The organism is Sphingopyxis terrae subsp. terrae NBRC 15098 (genome assembly GCF_001598815.1).
GTDB lineage: Bacteria > Pseudomonadota > Alphaproteobacteria > Sphingomonadales > Sphingomonadaceae > Sphingopyxis > Sphingopyxis terrae.
Genome location: NZ_BCZQ01000016.1, coordinates 82,382 through 97,669, shown reverse-complemented (window position 1 = coordinate 97,669; position 15,288 = coordinate 82,382). Strand labels below are relative to the sequence as shown.

Below are 15,288 nucleotides of genomic sequence, written 5' to 3'. Positions count from 1 at the left end.
CCTCAGGCAAAGGCGCTGATGCCGGTGATCGCACGGCCGAGGATCAGCGCGTGGACGTCATGCGTGCCTTCATAGGTGTTGACGGTTTCCAGATTCACCGCGTGGCGGATCACATGATAATCGGCCGAGATGCCGTTGCCGCCGTGCATGTCGCGCGCCACCCGCGCGATATCGAGCGCCTTGCCGCAATTGTTGCGCTTGAGGAAGCTGATCATGTCAGGCGCGAGATGCCCTTCGTCGATCAGCCGGCCGACGCGCAGCGCCGCCTGGGTGCCGAGCGCGATTTCGGTGAGCATATTGGCAAGTTTCAGCTGGACGATCTGGTTCGCCGCCAGCGGGCGCCCGAACTGCTTGCGGTCGAGCGTATAATTGCGCGCCGCCTCATAGCAGAATTCGGCCGCGCCCATCGCGCCCCAGCCGATGCCGTAGCGCGCGCGGTTGAGGCAGCCGAACGGCCCCTTCAGCCCCGAGACATGCGGCAGCAGCGCGTCTTCGCCGACTTCGACCCCGTCCATCACGATCTCGCCGGTGATCGACGCGCGCAAGCTGACCTTGCCCTCGATCTTCGGTGCCGACAGGCCCTTCATGCCCTTTTCGAGGATGAAGCCGCGGATCGCGCGGTCGTGCGCGTCGGACTTCGCCCACACGACGAAGACGTCGGCGATCGGCGAATTGGTGATCCACATCTTCGCGCCCTTGATCCGGTATCCGCCCGCGATCTTCTCGGCGCGCGTGCGCATCCCGGCGGGGTCGCTGCCGGCGTCGGGTTCGGTCAGGCCGAAGCAGCCGACAAGCTCGCCCGAGGCGAGGCCGGGCAGGAAGCGCATCTTCTGCTCTTCGCTGCCATAGGCATTGATCGGGTGCATCACGAGCGAGCTTTGCACCGAACAGGCCGAGCGATAGCCCGAATCGACGCGCTCGACTTCGCGCGCGATCAGGCCGTAGCTCACATAATTGAGCCCCGCGCCGCCATATTTGGGGTCGATCGTCGCGCCGAGCAGGCCGAGCGCGCCCATTTCCGACATGATCTCGCGGTCGAAGCGTTCGTCGAGAAAGGCCGAGGTGACGCGGGGCAACAGCTCGCCGGTCGCATAGGCGCGCGCCGCATCGCGGACCATCCGCTCCTCTTCCGAAAGCTGCGCGTCGAGCGCGAGAGGATCGAACGGGTCGAGCGCTTCGATGCGCTGCGGATCGGCGAGGGCCATGGGTCAGCTTTCTTCAAAAGCGCGGACCCGTCGATACAGGCCCGCTCAGGAGGTCGGATCGCCCGGCTTGCGGGCCATCGCGGCGGTCGGTCCGTCGCGCGGCTCCAATATCGCCGCGGTCTCGATCAGGTCAAGCGCGCGCCGCGCCTCATGATAGCGGCGCGCCGCGATCAGCCAGTCCTTCGCTTCGGCGGCGCCGGGCATCGCCTGCACCTCCTCGATCGCCTTGTCGACCTGCCCGCCCGCCAGATAGCGGCGCGCGCGATCGAGCCGTTCGGATGCACGCGGCGACTGGGTGCCCGCCGGACGCACGACGAACAATTCGCTGACCTCGCGGCGCAAGCCGGTCCAGAAGCTGCCGCCGCCGTCGCTGCGACCGACGAGTTCGGGCGCCAGCGCGTCGAGTTCGGCGCGCAACTGCTCCAGCGTCACCGGATCGCGCGACGTATCGATGATCGTCTTGACCGCATTGGGCTGGTCGTCGCCGAAGCGCAGGCGCAGCTGCGCCTCGAGATAGCCGAGCGGCAGACCGCGATCGAGCGCACGGCGCACCGCGAAGGCGACCAGCAGCCCTTCGGCGCGCGAGGCATTGCCCGACGCCGACGCCGCTTCGAGATTGAGGCGCGACAGCCGCTGTTCCAGCTCGGCCACGCGCGCCGCCAGCGCGTTCGCGCCATCGACAGGCGCGACGACCAGCGCCGGCTGCCCGCTCTGCCCCGCATCGGGTGCGGCTCCGGCGGGCGCCGCGGCCGGCGCGGTGCCGGTCGCGGGGACATCGGCGACCTTGGCGACCGGCGGCACATCCTTGCCGGTCAGCAGCCGGCTCATCGCCCAGCCGCCGCCGACGATCCCGACCACGAGCAGCGCGAGCGCCGCAATTATCAACGTCCGGAACGATAGCCCCCTGCTGCGGACGCCATCGTCCATACGCACGGGTTTGTCGTTTTCGATTGCCATATTATTCTTTCGCACGACCCTGTCTGGGGCTCTTGTGGCACAAAGCGCGGGCCTGTGCCACCATCGCCGCATCGTCGGGCCGGTCGGCAAGCGCGATCGCCTGCCAATCCCCCCCGGCCCTTGCTGCCACAGCGGGGCTTATCGCGACAAGCGTCAAATGCCCGCGCTGGCCCTCGGTCAGCGCCGCGATCCGGTCCGCACCGCGCCCCGAATGGGCGAGCAGCACCGCCGGCGCAGCGATCAGCGCGGCCCAATCGGCGGGCGGCTCGACGGGATCGACCGCATAGCAGGGCAGCGGGGTCAACGCAGCATCGCGCGCCGCCAGCGCGCTATGATCGCGGCCGCAAAGCCACAGGATATGGCGATAATTTCTGGACGTCATGCCATCAAGAAGCTGTTGGCCATCGCGCGTACCGACTTCCACGACGCGCAGGCCCGCGGCTTCCGCGGCTGCAGCGCTCGCGGCGCCCACGGCATGAACGGGCAGCGCGGCAAGCGCCTGCAAACCGGGTCCGGCCAGCCGCATCGCCTGCGCGCTCGTGACAAGCAGCGCGTCGAAACCCGCGGGATCGGGCAAGGTCCAGTCGATCGCGCGCGCGGCGAACAGCGGCATGCTGCGCGCGTCGAGCCCCAGCGCCTGCGCCCGCGCCACCGTCGCCGCGCCGCCGGGGTCGGCGCGCGTCACGAGTAGCGGCAGCGATTCGGTCATGCCGCGAACAGGCGCCGCACCGATTCGGGGGCCTCGACCAGCAGACGCCGCGCCAGCGCTTCGGCTGCGGCCGGATCGGGCACCAGCGTCTCGCCGATCGCATGGTCGGCGCCATCTTCGGAATAGATTTCGGCATCGAGGCGCAGCGTCCCGTCGGCCAGCCAGCGCGCATAGGCCGCAACCGGCGACCGACAATCGCCGCCGAGCGCCGCCAGAAACGCGCGTTCGGCCGCAACCGCGCGGTGGGTGGGTTCGTGATCGACCCCGCGCAGCAGCGCCAGCGTGGCCGCATCGTCGGCGCGGCATTCGATACCGATCGCGCCCTGCGACGCGGCGGGCAAGAGTATCTCCGCCGGCTGCACGGTTCCGACCGCATGCATGCCAAGCCGTTCGAGCCCCGCCGCGGCGAGCAGAGTCGCATCGACCTCCCCCGCCGCCAGCTTGCCGAGCCGCGTCGCGACATTGCCGCGCAGCAGCGTCGTTTCGAGGTCAGCGCGCAGGCGGCGGACCTGCGCGGCGCGGCGCGGGCTGCTCGTACCCAGCCGCGCGCCGTGCGGCAGGTCGGCGATCGCCGCAGCCGCGATCCCGTCGCGAACCACCAGCCGGTCGCGCGGGTCGGCGCGCTCGAGCATGGCGCCGAGCGCGAAGCGCGGATCACGCAGCGTCTCGACATCCTTCAGACTGTGCACGGCGATGTCGATCCGCCCACCGTCGAGCGCCGCGTCGAGCTCGCGCGTCCACAGCGCCTTACCGCCTACCTCGGCGAGCGCGCGGTCCTGGATCTTGTCGCCGGTGGCGGTCATCGGAACGATTTCGATCGCCTCGGGCGCGATGCCATAGGCGGCGATCAGCGCCGCGGCGGCCATATTGGCCTGCGCCATTGCCAGCGGCGAGGCGCGCGTACCGAGGCGGAGCGGGCGGTCGGGCGTGGGAAGCGGAATCGATGCCATGCGCGCCTGCTAGGGCTTCGGCGCGCGAAAGAAAAGGTGGCGCACGGTCTTGCAGGGACTCGATCGTCCGCCGCTTGCCCCCGCCCCCCTGGCACGGGTAAGGGGGCGCAACATTATGTCTCTCATCCTTGGCCTCGAATCGAGCTGCGACGAAACCGCGGCAGCGCTCGTCACCGACGACAGGCGCATCCTCGCGCATCGGGTCGCGGGACAGGAGGCCGAGCATAGGCCCTATGGCGGGGTCGTTCCCGAAATCGCGGCGCGCGCGCATGTCGACCGCCTCGCCCCGATCGTCGAAGGCGTGCTCGCCGATGCCGGGGTGACGCTCGCCGACGTCGATGCCATCGCCGCGACCGCCGGCCCCGGGCTGATCGGCGGCGTCATGGTCGGGCTGGTCACCGGCAAGGCGCTCGCCCATGCCGCGGGCAAGCCGCTGATCGCGATCAACCATCTCGAAGGCCATGCGCTCAGCCCGCGGCTCGCCGACCCCGACCTTCGCTTTCCCTATCTGCTGCTGCTCGTCTCCGGCGGGCACTGCCAGCTTCTGCTCGTGCGCGGTGTCGACGATTATCGGCGGCTTGCCACCACGATCGACGACGCCGCGGGCGAGGCCTTCGACAAGACCGCAAAGCTGCTCGGGCTCGGCTATCCGGGCGGTCCGGCGGTCGAACGGCTTGCGGCGGACGGCGATCCGCATGCGGTGCCGCTCCCCCGCCCGCTGGTCGGTAGCGCCGAACCGCATTTCTCCTTCGCCGGTCTCAAGAGCGCCGTGGCGCGCGCGGTCGCATCGGGCGCGCACCGTCCCGCAGACGTAGCCGCGTCTTTCCAGCAAGCGGTGGTCGACTGCCTGATCGATCGCAGCCGCATCGCACTCGCCGCCTGCCCCGAAGCCACCGCCTTTGTCGTCGCGGGCGGCGTCGCTGCCAATGGCGCAATCCGCGCCGCGCTCACCGGCCTCGCCGCCGCGTTCGACAAGCCCTTTGTCGCGCCGCCGCTGTGGCTCTGCACCGACAATGGCGCGATGATCGCCTGGGCGGGCGTCGAGCGCTTCGCCGCGGGGCTCAGCGATCCGCTCGACACGGCGGCGCGGCCGCGCTGGCCGCTCGATCCCGCCGCCGAAGCGGTACGCGGCGCCGGAGTAAAGGCATGACGCGCGACTGCATGACGTCATTTGAAAAGTTCGGCGTCGTCGGTGGCGGCGCCTGGGGCACGGCACTCGCCCAGCTTCTCGCCGCCGAGGGCGCACCGGTGCGCCTGTGGGCGCGCGAGGAAGACGTCGTGGCGGCGATCAACGCCGAGCATCGCAATCCACTGTTCCTGCCCGGTGCGGCGCTGTCGCCTTCGCTCACGGCAACGAGCGACCTTGGCGCGCTGTCGGGACTCGACGCGCTGCTCGTCGTCGTGCCGGTGCCCTATCTGCGCGCCGTGCTCGCGGCGCTGCCCGCAGGCGATGCGCCGCTGATCTTCTGCAGCAAGGGGATGGAGGCGGGCAGCTTTGACTTTCCGATCGACATCGCGCGCGAAATCTTTCCCGGCCGCGGCTTCGCCGTGCTGTCGGGGCCGACCTTCGCGCACGAGGTCGCAGCGGGGCTGCCGACCGCGATCACGCTCGCTGCTGAAAACCCCGCGCTCGCCGAGGCGCTCGCCCGCGCGCTCGCCCGCCCGCATTTTCGTCCTTATGTGTCGACCGACATGATCGGCGCCGAAATCGGCGGCGCGATCAAGAATGTCCTCGCCATCGCCTGCGGCATCGTCGACGGGGCCGGGCTGGGGCTCAACGCGCGCGCCGCGCTGATCAGCCGCGGCTTTGCCGAGATGACGCGCTTCGGGCTCGCGCGCGGGGCGCTGGCTGAAACGCTCGCCGGACTCGCCGGGCTCGGCGATCTCGTCCTTACCTGCACATCATCCAACTCGCGCAATTTCGCGCTCGGCCAAGGGCTGGGGCGCGGCGAGAGCGCAGCGGCCCTGATGGCCGACCGCCGCACCGTTGCCGAAGGCGCGTTCAGCGCCCCGGTGATCGCCGCCGCCGCACGCGCCGATGCGATCGACATGCCGATCACCGACGCGGTGGCGCGGCTCGTCGCGGGCGAAACGCGCGTTGCCGACGCCATTCAGGCCCTGCTCAGCCGCCCGCTGCGACCCGAGGGCCGATGATGCACCGCTGCCGATTGCCTGGATTGCCCGGATTGCCTCGCCCTTTTTCGCGCGCTAAACAGCGCACAGGGGAGCAGCAGAAGGGGCGCCAGGCTTGAGCCAGTCGGACAGCGCAGCCGCGCCCCCTTCCGCATCCACCGTGGCCGACCCGGCCGGGCAGGATGCCGACACCGCCGCGCTCGCCAGGGGCGGCCGCACCAATTTCTTCGGCTTCATCCTGCGCCTCGTCGCGCGCCTGCCCTTTCTCTATTTCGCCGGTCGCTGGTATGGCCCGGAAGCGGTCGGCCGCTTCGCCTTTGCCGTGCTCGTCATCGAGCTGATCGCGCAGCTTGCGACGCTCGGGCTCAAGCGCGGCCTCGCCGAACAGCTCAGCAAGCCGGGCGCCGATCATCGTCATATCGTGTGGGACGGCATGTTCGTCGCCTTCCTCGCCTCGGCGTTCGGTTCGGCGATTCTCTTCGCCTTTCCGCAGCTCATGTTCCCCTCGGGCGATATCGACGGCTGGGATCGGTGGGTGGCGATTACCGTCTTCGCGATCGCCGGGGCCGACATCGCACTCGCGGCCTGCGCCTATCGCTACGACATCGGCGCTACGGTCCGCGCGCGTTCGATCGTCGAACCTTGGGCGATCAGCGCCGCCGCCTTCGGCTTCGCTTTCTATTCGCTGCGCGACGGGCTGATCCTTTCCTACGCCGCCGCGATGATCGCGACCTTCTTCACCGCGCTCATTCCGATGATCCGCCACTATGGCGGCCCCGGCGTCTGGCGCCCGCATCCGGCACAGCTCATCTCGCTCGCGCGCCGCAACGCGCCGCTCGCCGCCGCCGATGCGATCGAATGGGGGACCCGCCGGCTCGACCTGTTCATCCTCGGCCAGTTCACCTCGCCCGCGATCTACGGCATTTATTATATGGCGCAGCAGGTTGCCTCGCTGCCGCAAAAGCTCAAGACCAGCTTCGAGCCGATCCTCGGCCCCGTCATCACCCGCAATCTGGCGGAGAACCGCCTCGCCGCGGTCGCCGCGCAGGTCAGCCAGGTCGGCTTCTGGATCATCGCGGCGCAAGCAGGAATCGCGCTTGCGCTCGGCATTCCGGGCGAAGCGGTGATGGGCCTCGTCGGCCCGCAGTTCGTCGAGGGCAATGTCGCACTCGCCTTCCTGCTCGCGGCGGAGGTCGTGGCGGCGACGGCGGTGGTGAGCGAAGCCGCGCTCGTCTATGTCGCGCGCCACCGCAATCTGCTCATCAGCATCGCGACGCTCGCACTGCAGGCGGTGCTCAGCGTCGCGCTGATCCTCACCGCCAAATCGATGGGGTTGCCGCCGATCGCCTATGCCGGCGCGGTCGCGCTCGCGCTGATGCTCGCGCTCGGCTTCGCGTCGGTGGTGAAGGCGCGGCTGCTTGCGCGTATCCTCGGCGCACCGGTCAACAGCCTGCGCTGGGCGCTCGTCTGGGCGACCGCAGGGGCGACGGTTCTCGGCTGGGGAGCGACGCAGATGCCCGAATGGGCCGAGCTGCTGATCGGCGTCCCCTTCATCCTCGGCATCTATGCGTGGCTGATCTGGACGCGCGGCTTCGGCCCGGCCGACCGGGCGCTGTTCCGCAAGCAGCCCGAAACGGCCGCGCCGGCAAGCTGAACCGCCGCGTCAGCCGAGCCGCGCGGCGACCTCCGCTTTCAGATCGCTTTGCGCGCGAGGGCCGACCTGCGCGATGATTTCGCGCGCACACACCGCACCCATCGTCAGGCAATCGGCGAGCGAGCGGCCCTCGGCCTGGCCCGCAAGGAAGCCCGCGGCGAACAGGTCGCCGGCGCCCGTGGTGTCGACGACCGTCTCGATCGGCTCGGCGCCGACCGCAACGCGCTCACCGTTCGCGACCGCGATCGCGCCCTTTTCGCTGCGCGTCACGACGAGCAGCGGCACGCGCGGCGCGATCGCCGCGACGGCGGCTTCGAAGTCCTGCGTTCCGGCGAGCGCGCAGATCTCGACCTCGTTGGCGAACAATATGTCGAACAGTCCCTCGCCGATCAGCGCGCGGAAATCATCGCCGTGGCGGTCGATGATGAAGGCGTCGGACAGGGTGAAGGCAACCTTGCGGCCGGCGCCGCGTGCGACGTCGATCGCGCGGCGCATCGCGGCGCGCGACAGCGGCGGATCCCACAGATAGCCCTCGAGATAGAGGATGTCGGCATCGGCGATCCAGTCTTCGGCGATCATCGCCTGTTCGAGCAGATGGCTTGCGCCGAGAAAGGTGTTCATCGTCCGCTGACCGTCGGGCGTGACGAGGATCAGGCAGCGCGCGGTCGGCGCGCCTTCCTTGAGCGCCGGAGTTTCATAGGCGACGCCGAGCGCGCGCAGATCGTGCGTGAAGACGCTGCCGAGCTGGTCGTCGGCAACCTGGCCGATGAAAGCGCAGCGGCGGCCGAGCGCGGCCATGCCGGCGAGCGTGTTCGCTGCCGATCCGCCCGACATTTCGATCGCAGGACCCATCGCCGCATACAGCCGCCCTGCTTCTTCGGCATCGATCAGGCGCATCGACCCTTTGGTCAGGCCCTCGGCCTCGATCAGCGCGTCGTCGGCGCGGGCAATGACATCGACGATCGCATTGCCGATCGCAACGACTTCGAAACGGGCGGTGGAGGCCATGAAAAATCCTGTGATGCGTGGGAAAATATGCCGCGCGCCTTAGGGGGCCGCGCGCGCCAAAGCAAGCGCGACGCTTGACGACGCAGCGCCCGCCGCGCCATTCGGACGCATGGCCCGTGCCGTCCAAGCCCTGTTCCTCGCCATCGGCGACCTGTCGAGCCCGCGGGTGCTGCGCATCCTGGCGATCAGCCTTGCCCTCACCCTGCTGCTGTTCATTGCGGCGGGCGCGGCGCTTCTGGCTGGCGCGCGCTGGGCGCTCGCGCATTGGCAGTGGCTGGGCGCGGCGGGGATCGACATGGCGAGCGTGCTGATCCTGCTGCTGCTGATCGCGGGGAGTTGGCTCTTGTTTCGCGCCGTCGCGATTGTTGTCGTCGGTCTGTTCGCCGACGCCATCGTCGCCGATGTCGAGGGGCGCCACTATCCTGCCGCCGCGGCAGGCGCGGTCGATGTCGGCTGGCGGCAGTCGGTCGCCCTCGCGCTCGCATCGCTCGCGCGCCTGATCCTTGGCAATCTTGCCGCGCTGCCCTTTTATATCCTCCTCCTGGTTACGGGAATCGGCACGCCGATCCTCGCCCTCTTCGTCAACGCGCTGCTGCTCGGCCGCGATCTCGAGGCGATGGTCCTCGCGCGCTATCCCGGCCGGCCACGCCTCGAGCGGCGCGCGCGCTGGTCGCTCGGCCTGCTGTCCGCCGCAAGCTTTCTGGTTCCCGTCGCCAATCTGTTGGCGCCCATCGTGAGCGCGGCTATGGCCGTCCACATGCTCCATCTGCGCCGGGCAGACAGATAAAGGGGAACCGGCTTGACCCGCACCACCAATTTGGCCGCACTCGCCGGCCTTTCGCTGATGCTCGGCGGCTGCGCCGCCACCGCGGTGCCGCGCGTGACGCCGCCACCGACAAGCAGCGCCCCGGCGCCGCTCAACCCGCCGCGTGTCACCCAGAATAATGCGCTCGTCGGGCGCGATGCCAACAGCGCATTGCGTCTGTTCGGCAAGCCGCGGCTCGACGTCAGCGAGGGCGCGGGTCGCAAGCTGCAATTCGCAGGGTCGGCGTGCATATTGGATGTTTACTATTACGCCCAGCGCTCAGGCGCCGAGGCGCTTGCCACCCATGTCGACGCGCGCACCCCCGACGGGCGCGACGCGAATGTCGACAGCTGCATCGCCGCGCTGCGGCGGTAGGGCAAAGATCGATCCGGAAATAAGTGCGCTAGGCGCGATCGATCGCGCCCGTATCGAGTAACGGCGCGGCGTCGATGTCGGCGGCGCCGAGCACGATCGCCAGCCGCTCGGCCGCGGCCAGGATCATCGCCTGTTCCCATGCGGGCAGCGCGGCGAAGCGGTCGGCGAATATCTGTTGCAGCATATCGGGCGCCTCGGCGACGCGGCGCTGACCCGCGTCGGTCGCGGTCAGCAGCATCTGTCGCTTGTCGCGCTCGCTTCGCGTCCGCGTCACCAGCTCCATGGCAACCAGCCGGTCGACGATGGCGGTGATCGTCGCGTGGCTGAATTGCAGGCGCTGTGCGACCTGCCCCGGCGTGGCGCCCTGCGCCCCCGCCACATCGCGCAGCACGAGCAGCTGCGACGGCGTCAGGCCGGTCGCCGCGCCCAGCTTGCGGCTGCCCGTCTCGGTCGCGCGCAGGATGCGCCGCAGCGCGCGCAGGGTGGCGTTGGCAATTTCGGACTCCATCCCGCCTTGTTAGCCGCGCCCGCGGAGGGCGCCAATTGCAAAGTCGCGCCCGCCGGGATGCAGAATTTTATTTCATTATACGAAACATTATGGTCGCCGCGGGGTTGAACGAGGCGACGAACATCCTATATTTCGCGGCATGCCGGGCCGGTTGGCTCGAATGTGCGCATAGCAATATTTCAGGAGATGAAAGATATTTGACCGGCCACAGGAACGGGACACGGCGCCATCCGCAAAGGACACGCCGTCCGGCCGACCCGCCGCGTCGCTGCAATTTCGCAAGCCGGTCGCTACCGACGGGCCGGCGATCACCGCGCTGATCGCGGCCTGCCCGCCGCTCGACCGCAATTCGCGCTACTTCAATCTGATCCAGTGCACCCATTTCGCCGACAATTGCATCATCGCCGAACGCGGTGGCCGCATTCTCGGTTGGATTTCGGGGCATCGCCCGCCCGCCGAGCCGAGCGCCTTCTTCGTCTGGCAGGTCGCAGTCGCCCCCGAAGGACGCGGTCAGGGACTTGCCAGCCAGATGCTCGACGAACTGCTCACGCGGCCCGCACAGGCGGGCGTGACGCACGTCCTTGCGACGATCACCGCCGACAATGCGGCGTCGTGGGCACTGTTCCACGGCCTTGCCCGGCGCCACGACACGACGCTCGACCGCAGCATCGTCTTCGAGCGCGACGCCCATTTCGCGGGCGTCCATCCCAGCGAGTTTCAAGCCCGCATCGGGCCATTCGCCATCGATACGACACCGACCGATACGACATCGCCTGAATGACTCAGGCACAATGACACAGGCAGAATAGGGGTATTCACATGATCAACGCACCCAAACCGTCCGGGTCCATTCCCGACCGGAGCATTTACGAACGCCGCGAATCGGTGGTCCGCAGCTATGCCCGCGCGATGCCGCGTCAGTTCGGCAAGGCCGAAGGCGTATGGATGCACGACGATCAGGGCGGTCGCTATCTCGACTTCCTGTCGGGCTGTTCGACGCTCAACTATGGTCACAACCATCCGATTTTGAAGCAGGCACTGCTCGATTATATCGCCGCCGACGGCATCGCCCACGGGCTCGACCTGCACACCGATGCCAAGGCCGCCTTTCTCGACACGTTCGAGGATGTGATCCTGAAGCCGCGCGCACTCGACTATCGCGTCATGTTCACCGGCCCGACCGGCACCAACGCGGTCGAGGCAGCGATCAAGCTCGCGCGCAAGGTGACGGGTCGCGAACTGGTTATCGCCTTCACCAACGGCTTTCACGGTATGACGCTCGGCGCGCTTGCCTGCACCGGCAATGCCGCCAAGCGCGGCGGCGCGGGCGTCCCGCTCGCCCATGTCGCGCACGAACCCTATGACGGCTATTTCGGCCCCGAGGTCGACACCGCCGAACTGCTCGACCAGCGGTTGGCCGATCCGTCGAGCGGCCTCGACGCCCCCGCCGCGATCCTGGTGGAAACGGTGCAGGGCGAAGGCGGCCTCAATGCCGCCTCGCCCGAATGGCTGCGCAAGATCGCCGACATCGCAAAGCGCCACGGCGCGCTGCTGATCGTCGACGACATCCAGGCGGGCTGTGGCCGCACGGGAAGCTTCTTCAGCTTCGAGGAAATGGGCTTCACCCCCGACATCGTCACGCTCGCCAAATCGCTGTCGGGCATGGGCCTGCCCTTTGCGCTGACCCTTTTCCGCCCCGAGCTCGACCAATGGTCGCCCGGCGAACATAATGGGACGTTCCGCGGCAACAACCATGCCTTCGTCACCGCGACCGCCGCGCTCGGCCATTTCTGGAGCAGCGACGCTTTCGCCGACGATGTGCGCCGCCGCGGGGCGCTGCTCGAAGAGCGGCTCACGCGCATCGCCGCCGAACATGGCTTCGAAACGCGCGGTCGGGGGATGATGCGCGGCATCAACGTCGGGTCGGGGGAACGCGCCGGGGCGATCACCGCCGCCTGCTTCGACGCCGGCCTCATCATCGAAACCAGCGGCGCGCACGACGAAATCGTCAAGGTGCTCGCGCCGCTCGTCATCGACGACGCCCTGCTCTCGGCAGGGCTCGACATTCTCGAAACCAAGATCCGCGAAGCGATGGCCGACGATTACGCCGTCGCCGCCGAATGAAGACAGGAGACCGACCATGATCGTCCGCAATCTCGACCAGATCCGCAAATCCGACCGCAACGTCCGCTCGAACGGCTGGGCCAGCGCGCGCATGCTGCTCAAGGATGACGGGATGGGCTTTTCCTTCCACGTCACCACCATGTTCGCAGGCAGCGAACTCAAAATGCATTACCAGAACCACCTCGAGGCGGTGTTCGTGCTCAAGGGCACGGGGACGATCGAGGATCTGGACAGCGGCGAAATCCATCGGCTCGAACCCGGCGTGATGTATGCGCTCGACAAGCACGACCGCCACATCGTGCGTCCCGAAACCGACATACTGACCGCCTGCGCCTTCAATCCGCCGGTCACCGGTAAGGAAGTGCATGACGCAAGCGGCGCCTATCCGGCCGAGGCCGACATGGCGAGCGAGCCGGCGCGCGAGGCCGCACCCGCAGAGTAAAAACCATATCAACAGGGGGAAGTCCCATGACCGACATCTACCCATCGCGTCACGCGGCCGCGCCAGAAATGCGGCCGCGGCTCGACCCGATCGTCCGCAGCGCGTGGACGCCCGACGCACCGATCAGCCGCGAGCAGGCGGAGGCCTTCGATCGCGACGGCTATCTGCTGCTCGAAAATCTCTTCGACGACGAGGAAGTGACCTATTTGCAGCGCGCCGCGGGCAAGCTGCTCGCCGATCCCGACGCGCTCGACGAGGAAACGATCGTCACCGAGCCGCAGAGCCGCGAAATCCGGTCGATCTTCGACATTCACAACCAGAGCGCGATCATGGCGCGGCTTGCTGCCGACGAGCGGCTGGCGGGGGTCGCGCGCTTCCTGCTCGGCGACGAGGTTTACATCCACCAGTCGCGCCTCAACTACAAACCCGGCTTCAAGGGCAAGGAATTCTACTGGCACAGCGATTTCGAAACCTGGCACGTCGAGGACGGCATGCCGCGGATGCGCGCGCTTTCAATGTCGGTTCTGCTTGCCGAGAACACGCCGCACAATGGCCCGCTGATGGTCATTCCGGGGTCGCATCGCACCTATCTGACCTGCGTCGGCGAAACGCCCGACGACCATTATCGCCAGTCGCTGAAGCGCCAGGAATATGGGGTTCCCGACGAGGACAGCCTTGCCGAACTGGCGCATGATCACGGTATCGTTGCGCCGACCGGCGCGCCGGGAACCGTGATCCTGTTCGACTGCAACCTGATGCACGGGTCGAACGGCAACATCACCCCCTTCCCTCGCGCGAATGCCTTCCTCGTCTATAATGCGGTGAGCAACCGGCTCGAAAAGCCGTTCGGGGTCGACAAGCCGCGCCCCTGGTTCCTCGCGCATCGCGGCGTCCCCGAACCGCTCGCCATCGAGGCGGGCCCGCTGATCGAAAGGATCGCGGCATGACACAGGACGTCAAAAAGGGTGGACACAGCGTCGAAAAGATCGGCGGCACGTCGATGGCGGCGACCGCGACATTGTTCGACAATGTGCTGATCGCTGGCCGCTGGGGCGCCGATCTCTACAATCGCATTTTCGTGGTGTCGGCCTATGCCGGGATCACCAATCTGCTGCTCGAAGACAAGAAAACCGGCGAACCCGGCGTGTTCGGGCGCTTCGTCGCCGACGACGAGGACAGCGATGGCTGGCGCCGCGCGATGGAGGCGGTGCGCGGTGCGATGCACGCGCGCAACGAAGCGATGTTCGCGCGCCGCGAGAGCCGCGACGAGGCCGATGCCTTCGTCGACATGCGACTCGATGCGGTCGCGGCCTGCCTCGACGATCTGGCGCGGCTGCGCAGCCACGGCCGCTTCTGCGTCAAGGAACAGCTCGTCACCGCCCGCGAATTGCTCGCCGGGCTGGGCGAAGCGCACAGCGCCCACAGCACCGCGCTGCTGCTGCGGGATCGCGACGTCAACGCGCGCTTCATCGATCTGACCCCCTGGGATCAGGAGGATCTGCGTACGCTCGACGAGCGGATCACCGAGGCCTTTGCCAACATCGATCTGGCGACGACGCTGCCGATCGTCACCGGCTATGCCGGCTGCCAGGGCGGCATGGTGAAACGCTTTGCGCGCGGCTATACCGAGATGACCTTCTCGCGCATCGCGGTGCTGACCGGCGCGCGCGAGGCGATCATCCACAAGGAATTTCACCTGTCGAGCGCCGATCCCAAGCTGGTCGGCGAGGATAAAGCGCGCAAGATCGGTCGCACCAATTACGATGTCGCCGACCAGCTCGCCAATCTGGGCATGGAGGCGATCCATCCGGGCGCCGGACGCGGCCTCAGGCAGACCGACATTCCGCTACGCGTGCGCAACACCTTCGACCGCGAAGATGGCGGCACGCTCGTCACCGGCACCTATGTCTCCGACGTGCCGCGGGTCGAGATCGTCACCGGCATCCGCCAGATGCAGGCGCTGCAATTCTTCGAACAGGATATGGTCGGGGTGAAGGGCTATGATGCCGCAATCCTCGACGTGCTGACGCGTCACGGCCTGTGGATTGTCAGCAAGGCGTCGAATGCCAACACCATCACCCACTATCTGTCGGCCAGCGCCGGCGCGGTGAAGAAGGTGATCGCCGATCTGCAAAAACAATATCCCGACGCCGCGATATCGGCGCATCCGGTCGCAATGGTGTCGGTGATCGGCAGCGACATCGCGCGGCCGGGGCTGGTGCCCGATGCGCTGCGCGCGCTCGACAACGCCGGTGTCGCAATGATCGCGATGCAGCATCAGATCCGTAACGTCGATGTCCAGTTCATCGTCGAAAGCCGCGATTTCGATGCTGCCGTCCGCGCGCTGCACCGCACGCTGGTCGAAGAGGATTCCGGCGGGGCAGAAGGGCGCCGCGCCGCCTGACGCGCGGCACCCGC

General features: G+C 68.1%; 16 protein-coding genes. 10 read left to right on the top strand and 6 right to left on the bottom strand.

The features are described from left to right. Positions 1-2: 2 nt before the first annotated feature. From STE01S_RS10485 to hemC, 4 genes are read right to left on the bottom strand one after another with little or no spacing between them, the layout of a single operon-like run. Positions 3-1,205: an acyl-CoA dehydrogenase gene (locus STE01S_RS10485; protein WP_058810873.1), complete on the bottom strand. Its 1,203-nt coding sequence runs from the start codon at positions 1,203-1,205 to the stop codon at positions 3-5. A gap of 45 nt (positions 1,206-1,250) precedes the next feature. Then, positions 1,251-2,162, bottom strand: coding sequence for a mitofilin family membrane protein (locus tag STE01S_RS10480; protein WP_062767523.1), 912 nt, complete (start codon positions 2,160-2,162; stop codon positions 1,251-1,253). Position 2,163: 1 nt separating this feature from the next. Continuing rightward, a complete protein-coding gene (locus tag STE01S_RS10475; RefSeq protein ID WP_062767521.1) occupies positions 2,164-2,871 on the bottom strand; it encodes a uroporphyrinogen-III synthase in 708 nt (235 codons plus the stop codon). After that, a complete protein-coding gene (gene hemC / locus STE01S_RS10470) occupies positions 2,868-3,821 on the bottom strand; it encodes a hydroxymethylbilane synthase (protein ID WP_062767519.1) in 954 nt (317 codons plus the stop codon). Before hemC ends, STE01S_RS10475 begins: the two co-directional genes overlap by 4 nt. 115 nt (positions 3,822-3,936) lie before the next feature. On the opposite strand from hemC, the gene tsaD reads away from it, so the two are divergent. From tsaD to STE01S_RS10455, 3 genes are all read left to right on the top strand, one after another. Beyond that, complete coding sequence (gene tsaD / locus STE01S_RS10465; RefSeq protein ID WP_062767517.1) at positions 3,937-4,971, top strand: tRNA (adenosine(37)-N6)-threonylcarbamoyltransferase complex transferase subunit TsaD; 1,035 nt, start codon at positions 3,937-3,939, stop codon at positions 4,969-4,971. Between the two features lie 11 nt (positions 4,972-4,982). Continuing rightward, positions 4,983-5,975: an NAD(P)H-dependent glycerol-3-phosphate dehydrogenase gene (locus STE01S_RS10460; protein ID WP_062767604.1), complete on the top strand. Its 993-nt coding sequence runs from the start codon at positions 4,983-4,985 to the stop codon at positions 5,973-5,975. A 94-nt stretch (positions 5,976-6,069) separates the two neighbouring features. Then, on the top strand, positions 6,070-7,608 hold the full coding sequence (locus STE01S_RS10455) for a lipopolysaccharide biosynthesis protein (protein WP_003042368.1): 1,539 nt from the start codon (positions 6,070-6,072) through the stop codon (positions 7,606-7,608). A gap of 9 nt (positions 7,609-7,617) precedes the next feature. On the opposite strand, the gene STE01S_RS10450 is transcribed toward STE01S_RS10455, so the two are convergent. Continuing rightward, a complete protein-coding gene (locus STE01S_RS10450) occupies positions 7,618-8,616 on the bottom strand; it encodes an adenosine kinase (RefSeq protein WP_003042365.1) in 999 nt (332 codons plus the stop codon). Positions 8,617-8,725: 109 nt separating this feature from the next. Here STE01S_RS10450 and STE01S_RS10445 point away from each other — a divergent pair, with 109 nt between their 5' ends. Both STE01S_RS10445 and STE01S_RS10440 read left to right on the top strand, forming a co-directional pair. Continuing rightward, positions 8,726-9,403, top strand: a complete 678-nt coding sequence (locus STE01S_RS10445) for an EI24 domain-containing protein (RefSeq protein WP_062767515.1) — start codon at positions 8,726-8,728, stop codon at positions 9,401-9,403. 12 nt (positions 9,404-9,415) lie between these two features. Beyond that, positions 9,416-9,796: a hypothetical protein gene (locus tag STE01S_RS10440; protein WP_058810865.1), complete on the top strand. Its 381-nt coding sequence runs from the start codon at positions 9,416-9,418 to the stop codon at positions 9,794-9,796. A 28-nt stretch (positions 9,797-9,824) separates the two neighbouring features. Here STE01S_RS10440 and STE01S_RS10435 read toward each other — a convergent pair whose 3' ends face one another. Next, positions 9,825-10,304: a MarR family winged helix-turn-helix transcriptional regulator gene (locus tag STE01S_RS10435; protein WP_062767514.1), complete on the bottom strand. Its 480-nt coding sequence runs from the start codon at positions 10,302-10,304 to the stop codon at positions 9,825-9,827. A gap of 193 nt (positions 10,305-10,497) precedes the next feature. Between STE01S_RS10435 and ectA the strand changes: the two genes are divergently transcribed. The 5 genes from ectA to STE01S_RS10410 are packed head-to-tail and all read left to right on the top strand — an operon-like array spanning position 10,498 to position 15,274. Then, a complete protein-coding gene (gene ectA / locus STE01S_RS10430) occupies positions 10,498-11,085 on the top strand; it encodes a diaminobutyrate acetyltransferase (protein WP_322787076.1) in 588 nt (195 codons plus the stop codon). Between the two features lie 38 nt (positions 11,086-11,123). Next, positions 11,124-12,428 carry a diaminobutyrate--2-oxoglutarate transaminase gene (gene ectB, locus STE01S_RS10425; RefSeq protein ID WP_062767510.1) on the top strand — a complete coding sequence of 435 codons (1,305 nt, stop codon included), beginning with the start codon at positions 11,124-11,126 and terminating at the stop codon, positions 12,426-12,428. Between the two features lie 16 nt (positions 12,429-12,444). Continuing rightward, positions 12,445-12,870: an ectoine synthase gene (locus tag STE01S_RS10420; RefSeq protein WP_062767508.1), complete on the top strand. Its 426-nt coding sequence runs from the start codon at positions 12,445-12,447 to the stop codon at positions 12,868-12,870. Positions 12,871-12,896: 26 nt separating this feature from the next. After that, positions 12,897-13,817: an ectoine hydroxylase gene (thpD, locus tag STE01S_RS10415; RefSeq protein WP_062767506.1), complete on the top strand. Its 921-nt coding sequence runs from the start codon at positions 12,897-12,899 to the stop codon at positions 13,815-13,817. After that, positions 13,814-15,274, top strand: a complete 1,461-nt coding sequence (locus STE01S_RS10410) for an aspartate kinase (RefSeq protein WP_062767504.1) — start codon at positions 13,814-13,816, stop codon at positions 15,272-15,274. The genes thpD and STE01S_RS10410 overlap by 4 nt, the downstream gene beginning before the upstream one ends. The last annotated feature ends 14 nt before the right edge of the window (positions 15,275-15,288 follow it).

Bases quoted from the DNA above. Each gene is read 5' to 3' on its own strand.
- hemC (WP_062767519.1), bottom strand. From the start codon at position 3,821: ATGGCATCGATTCCGCTTCCCACGCCCGACCGCCCGCTCCGCCTCGGT.
- STE01S_RS10450 (WP_003042365.1), bottom strand. From the start codon at position 8,616: ATGGCCTCCACCGCCCGTTTCGAAGTCGTTGCGATCGGCAATGCGATC.
- tsaD (WP_062767517.1), top strand. From the start codon at position 3,937: ATGTCTCTCATCCTTGGCCTCGAATCGAGCTGCGACGAAACCGCGGCA.
- STE01S_RS10480 (WP_062767523.1), bottom strand. From the start codon at position 2,162: ATGGCAATCGAAAACGACAAACCCGTGCGTATGGACGATGGCGTCCGC.
- ectB (WP_062767510.1), top strand. From the start codon at position 11,124: ATGATCAACGCACCCAAACCGTCCGGGTCCATTCCCGACCGGAGCATT.
- STE01S_RS10485 (WP_058810873.1), bottom strand. From the start codon at position 1,205: ATGGCCCTCGCCGATCCGCAGCGCATCGAAGCGCTCGACCCGTTCGAT.
- STE01S_RS10460 (WP_062767604.1), top strand. From the start codon at position 4,983: ATGACGTCATTTGAAAAGTTCGGCGTCGTCGGTGGCGGCGCCTGGGGC.
- STE01S_RS10420 (WP_062767508.1), top strand. From the start codon at position 12,445: ATGATCGTCCGCAATCTCGACCAGATCCGCAAATCCGACCGCAACGTC.
- thpD (WP_062767506.1), top strand. From the start codon at position 12,897: ATGACCGACATCTACCCATCGCGTCACGCGGCCGCGCCAGAAATGCGG.
- STE01S_RS10410 (WP_062767504.1), top strand. From the start codon at position 13,814: ATGACACAGGACGTCAAAAAGGGTGGACACAGCGTCGAAAAGATCGGC.
- STE01S_RS10475 (WP_062767521.1), bottom strand. From the start codon at position 2,871: ATGACCGAATCGCTGCCGCTACTCGTGACGCGCGCCGACCCCGGCGGC.
- STE01S_RS10445 (WP_062767515.1), top strand. From the start codon at position 8,726: ATGGCCCGTGCCGTCCAAGCCCTGTTCCTCGCCATCGGCGACCTGTCG.
- STE01S_RS10435 (WP_062767514.1), bottom strand. From the start codon at position 10,304: ATGGAGTCCGAAATTGCCAACGCCACCCTGCGCGCGCTGCGGCGCATC.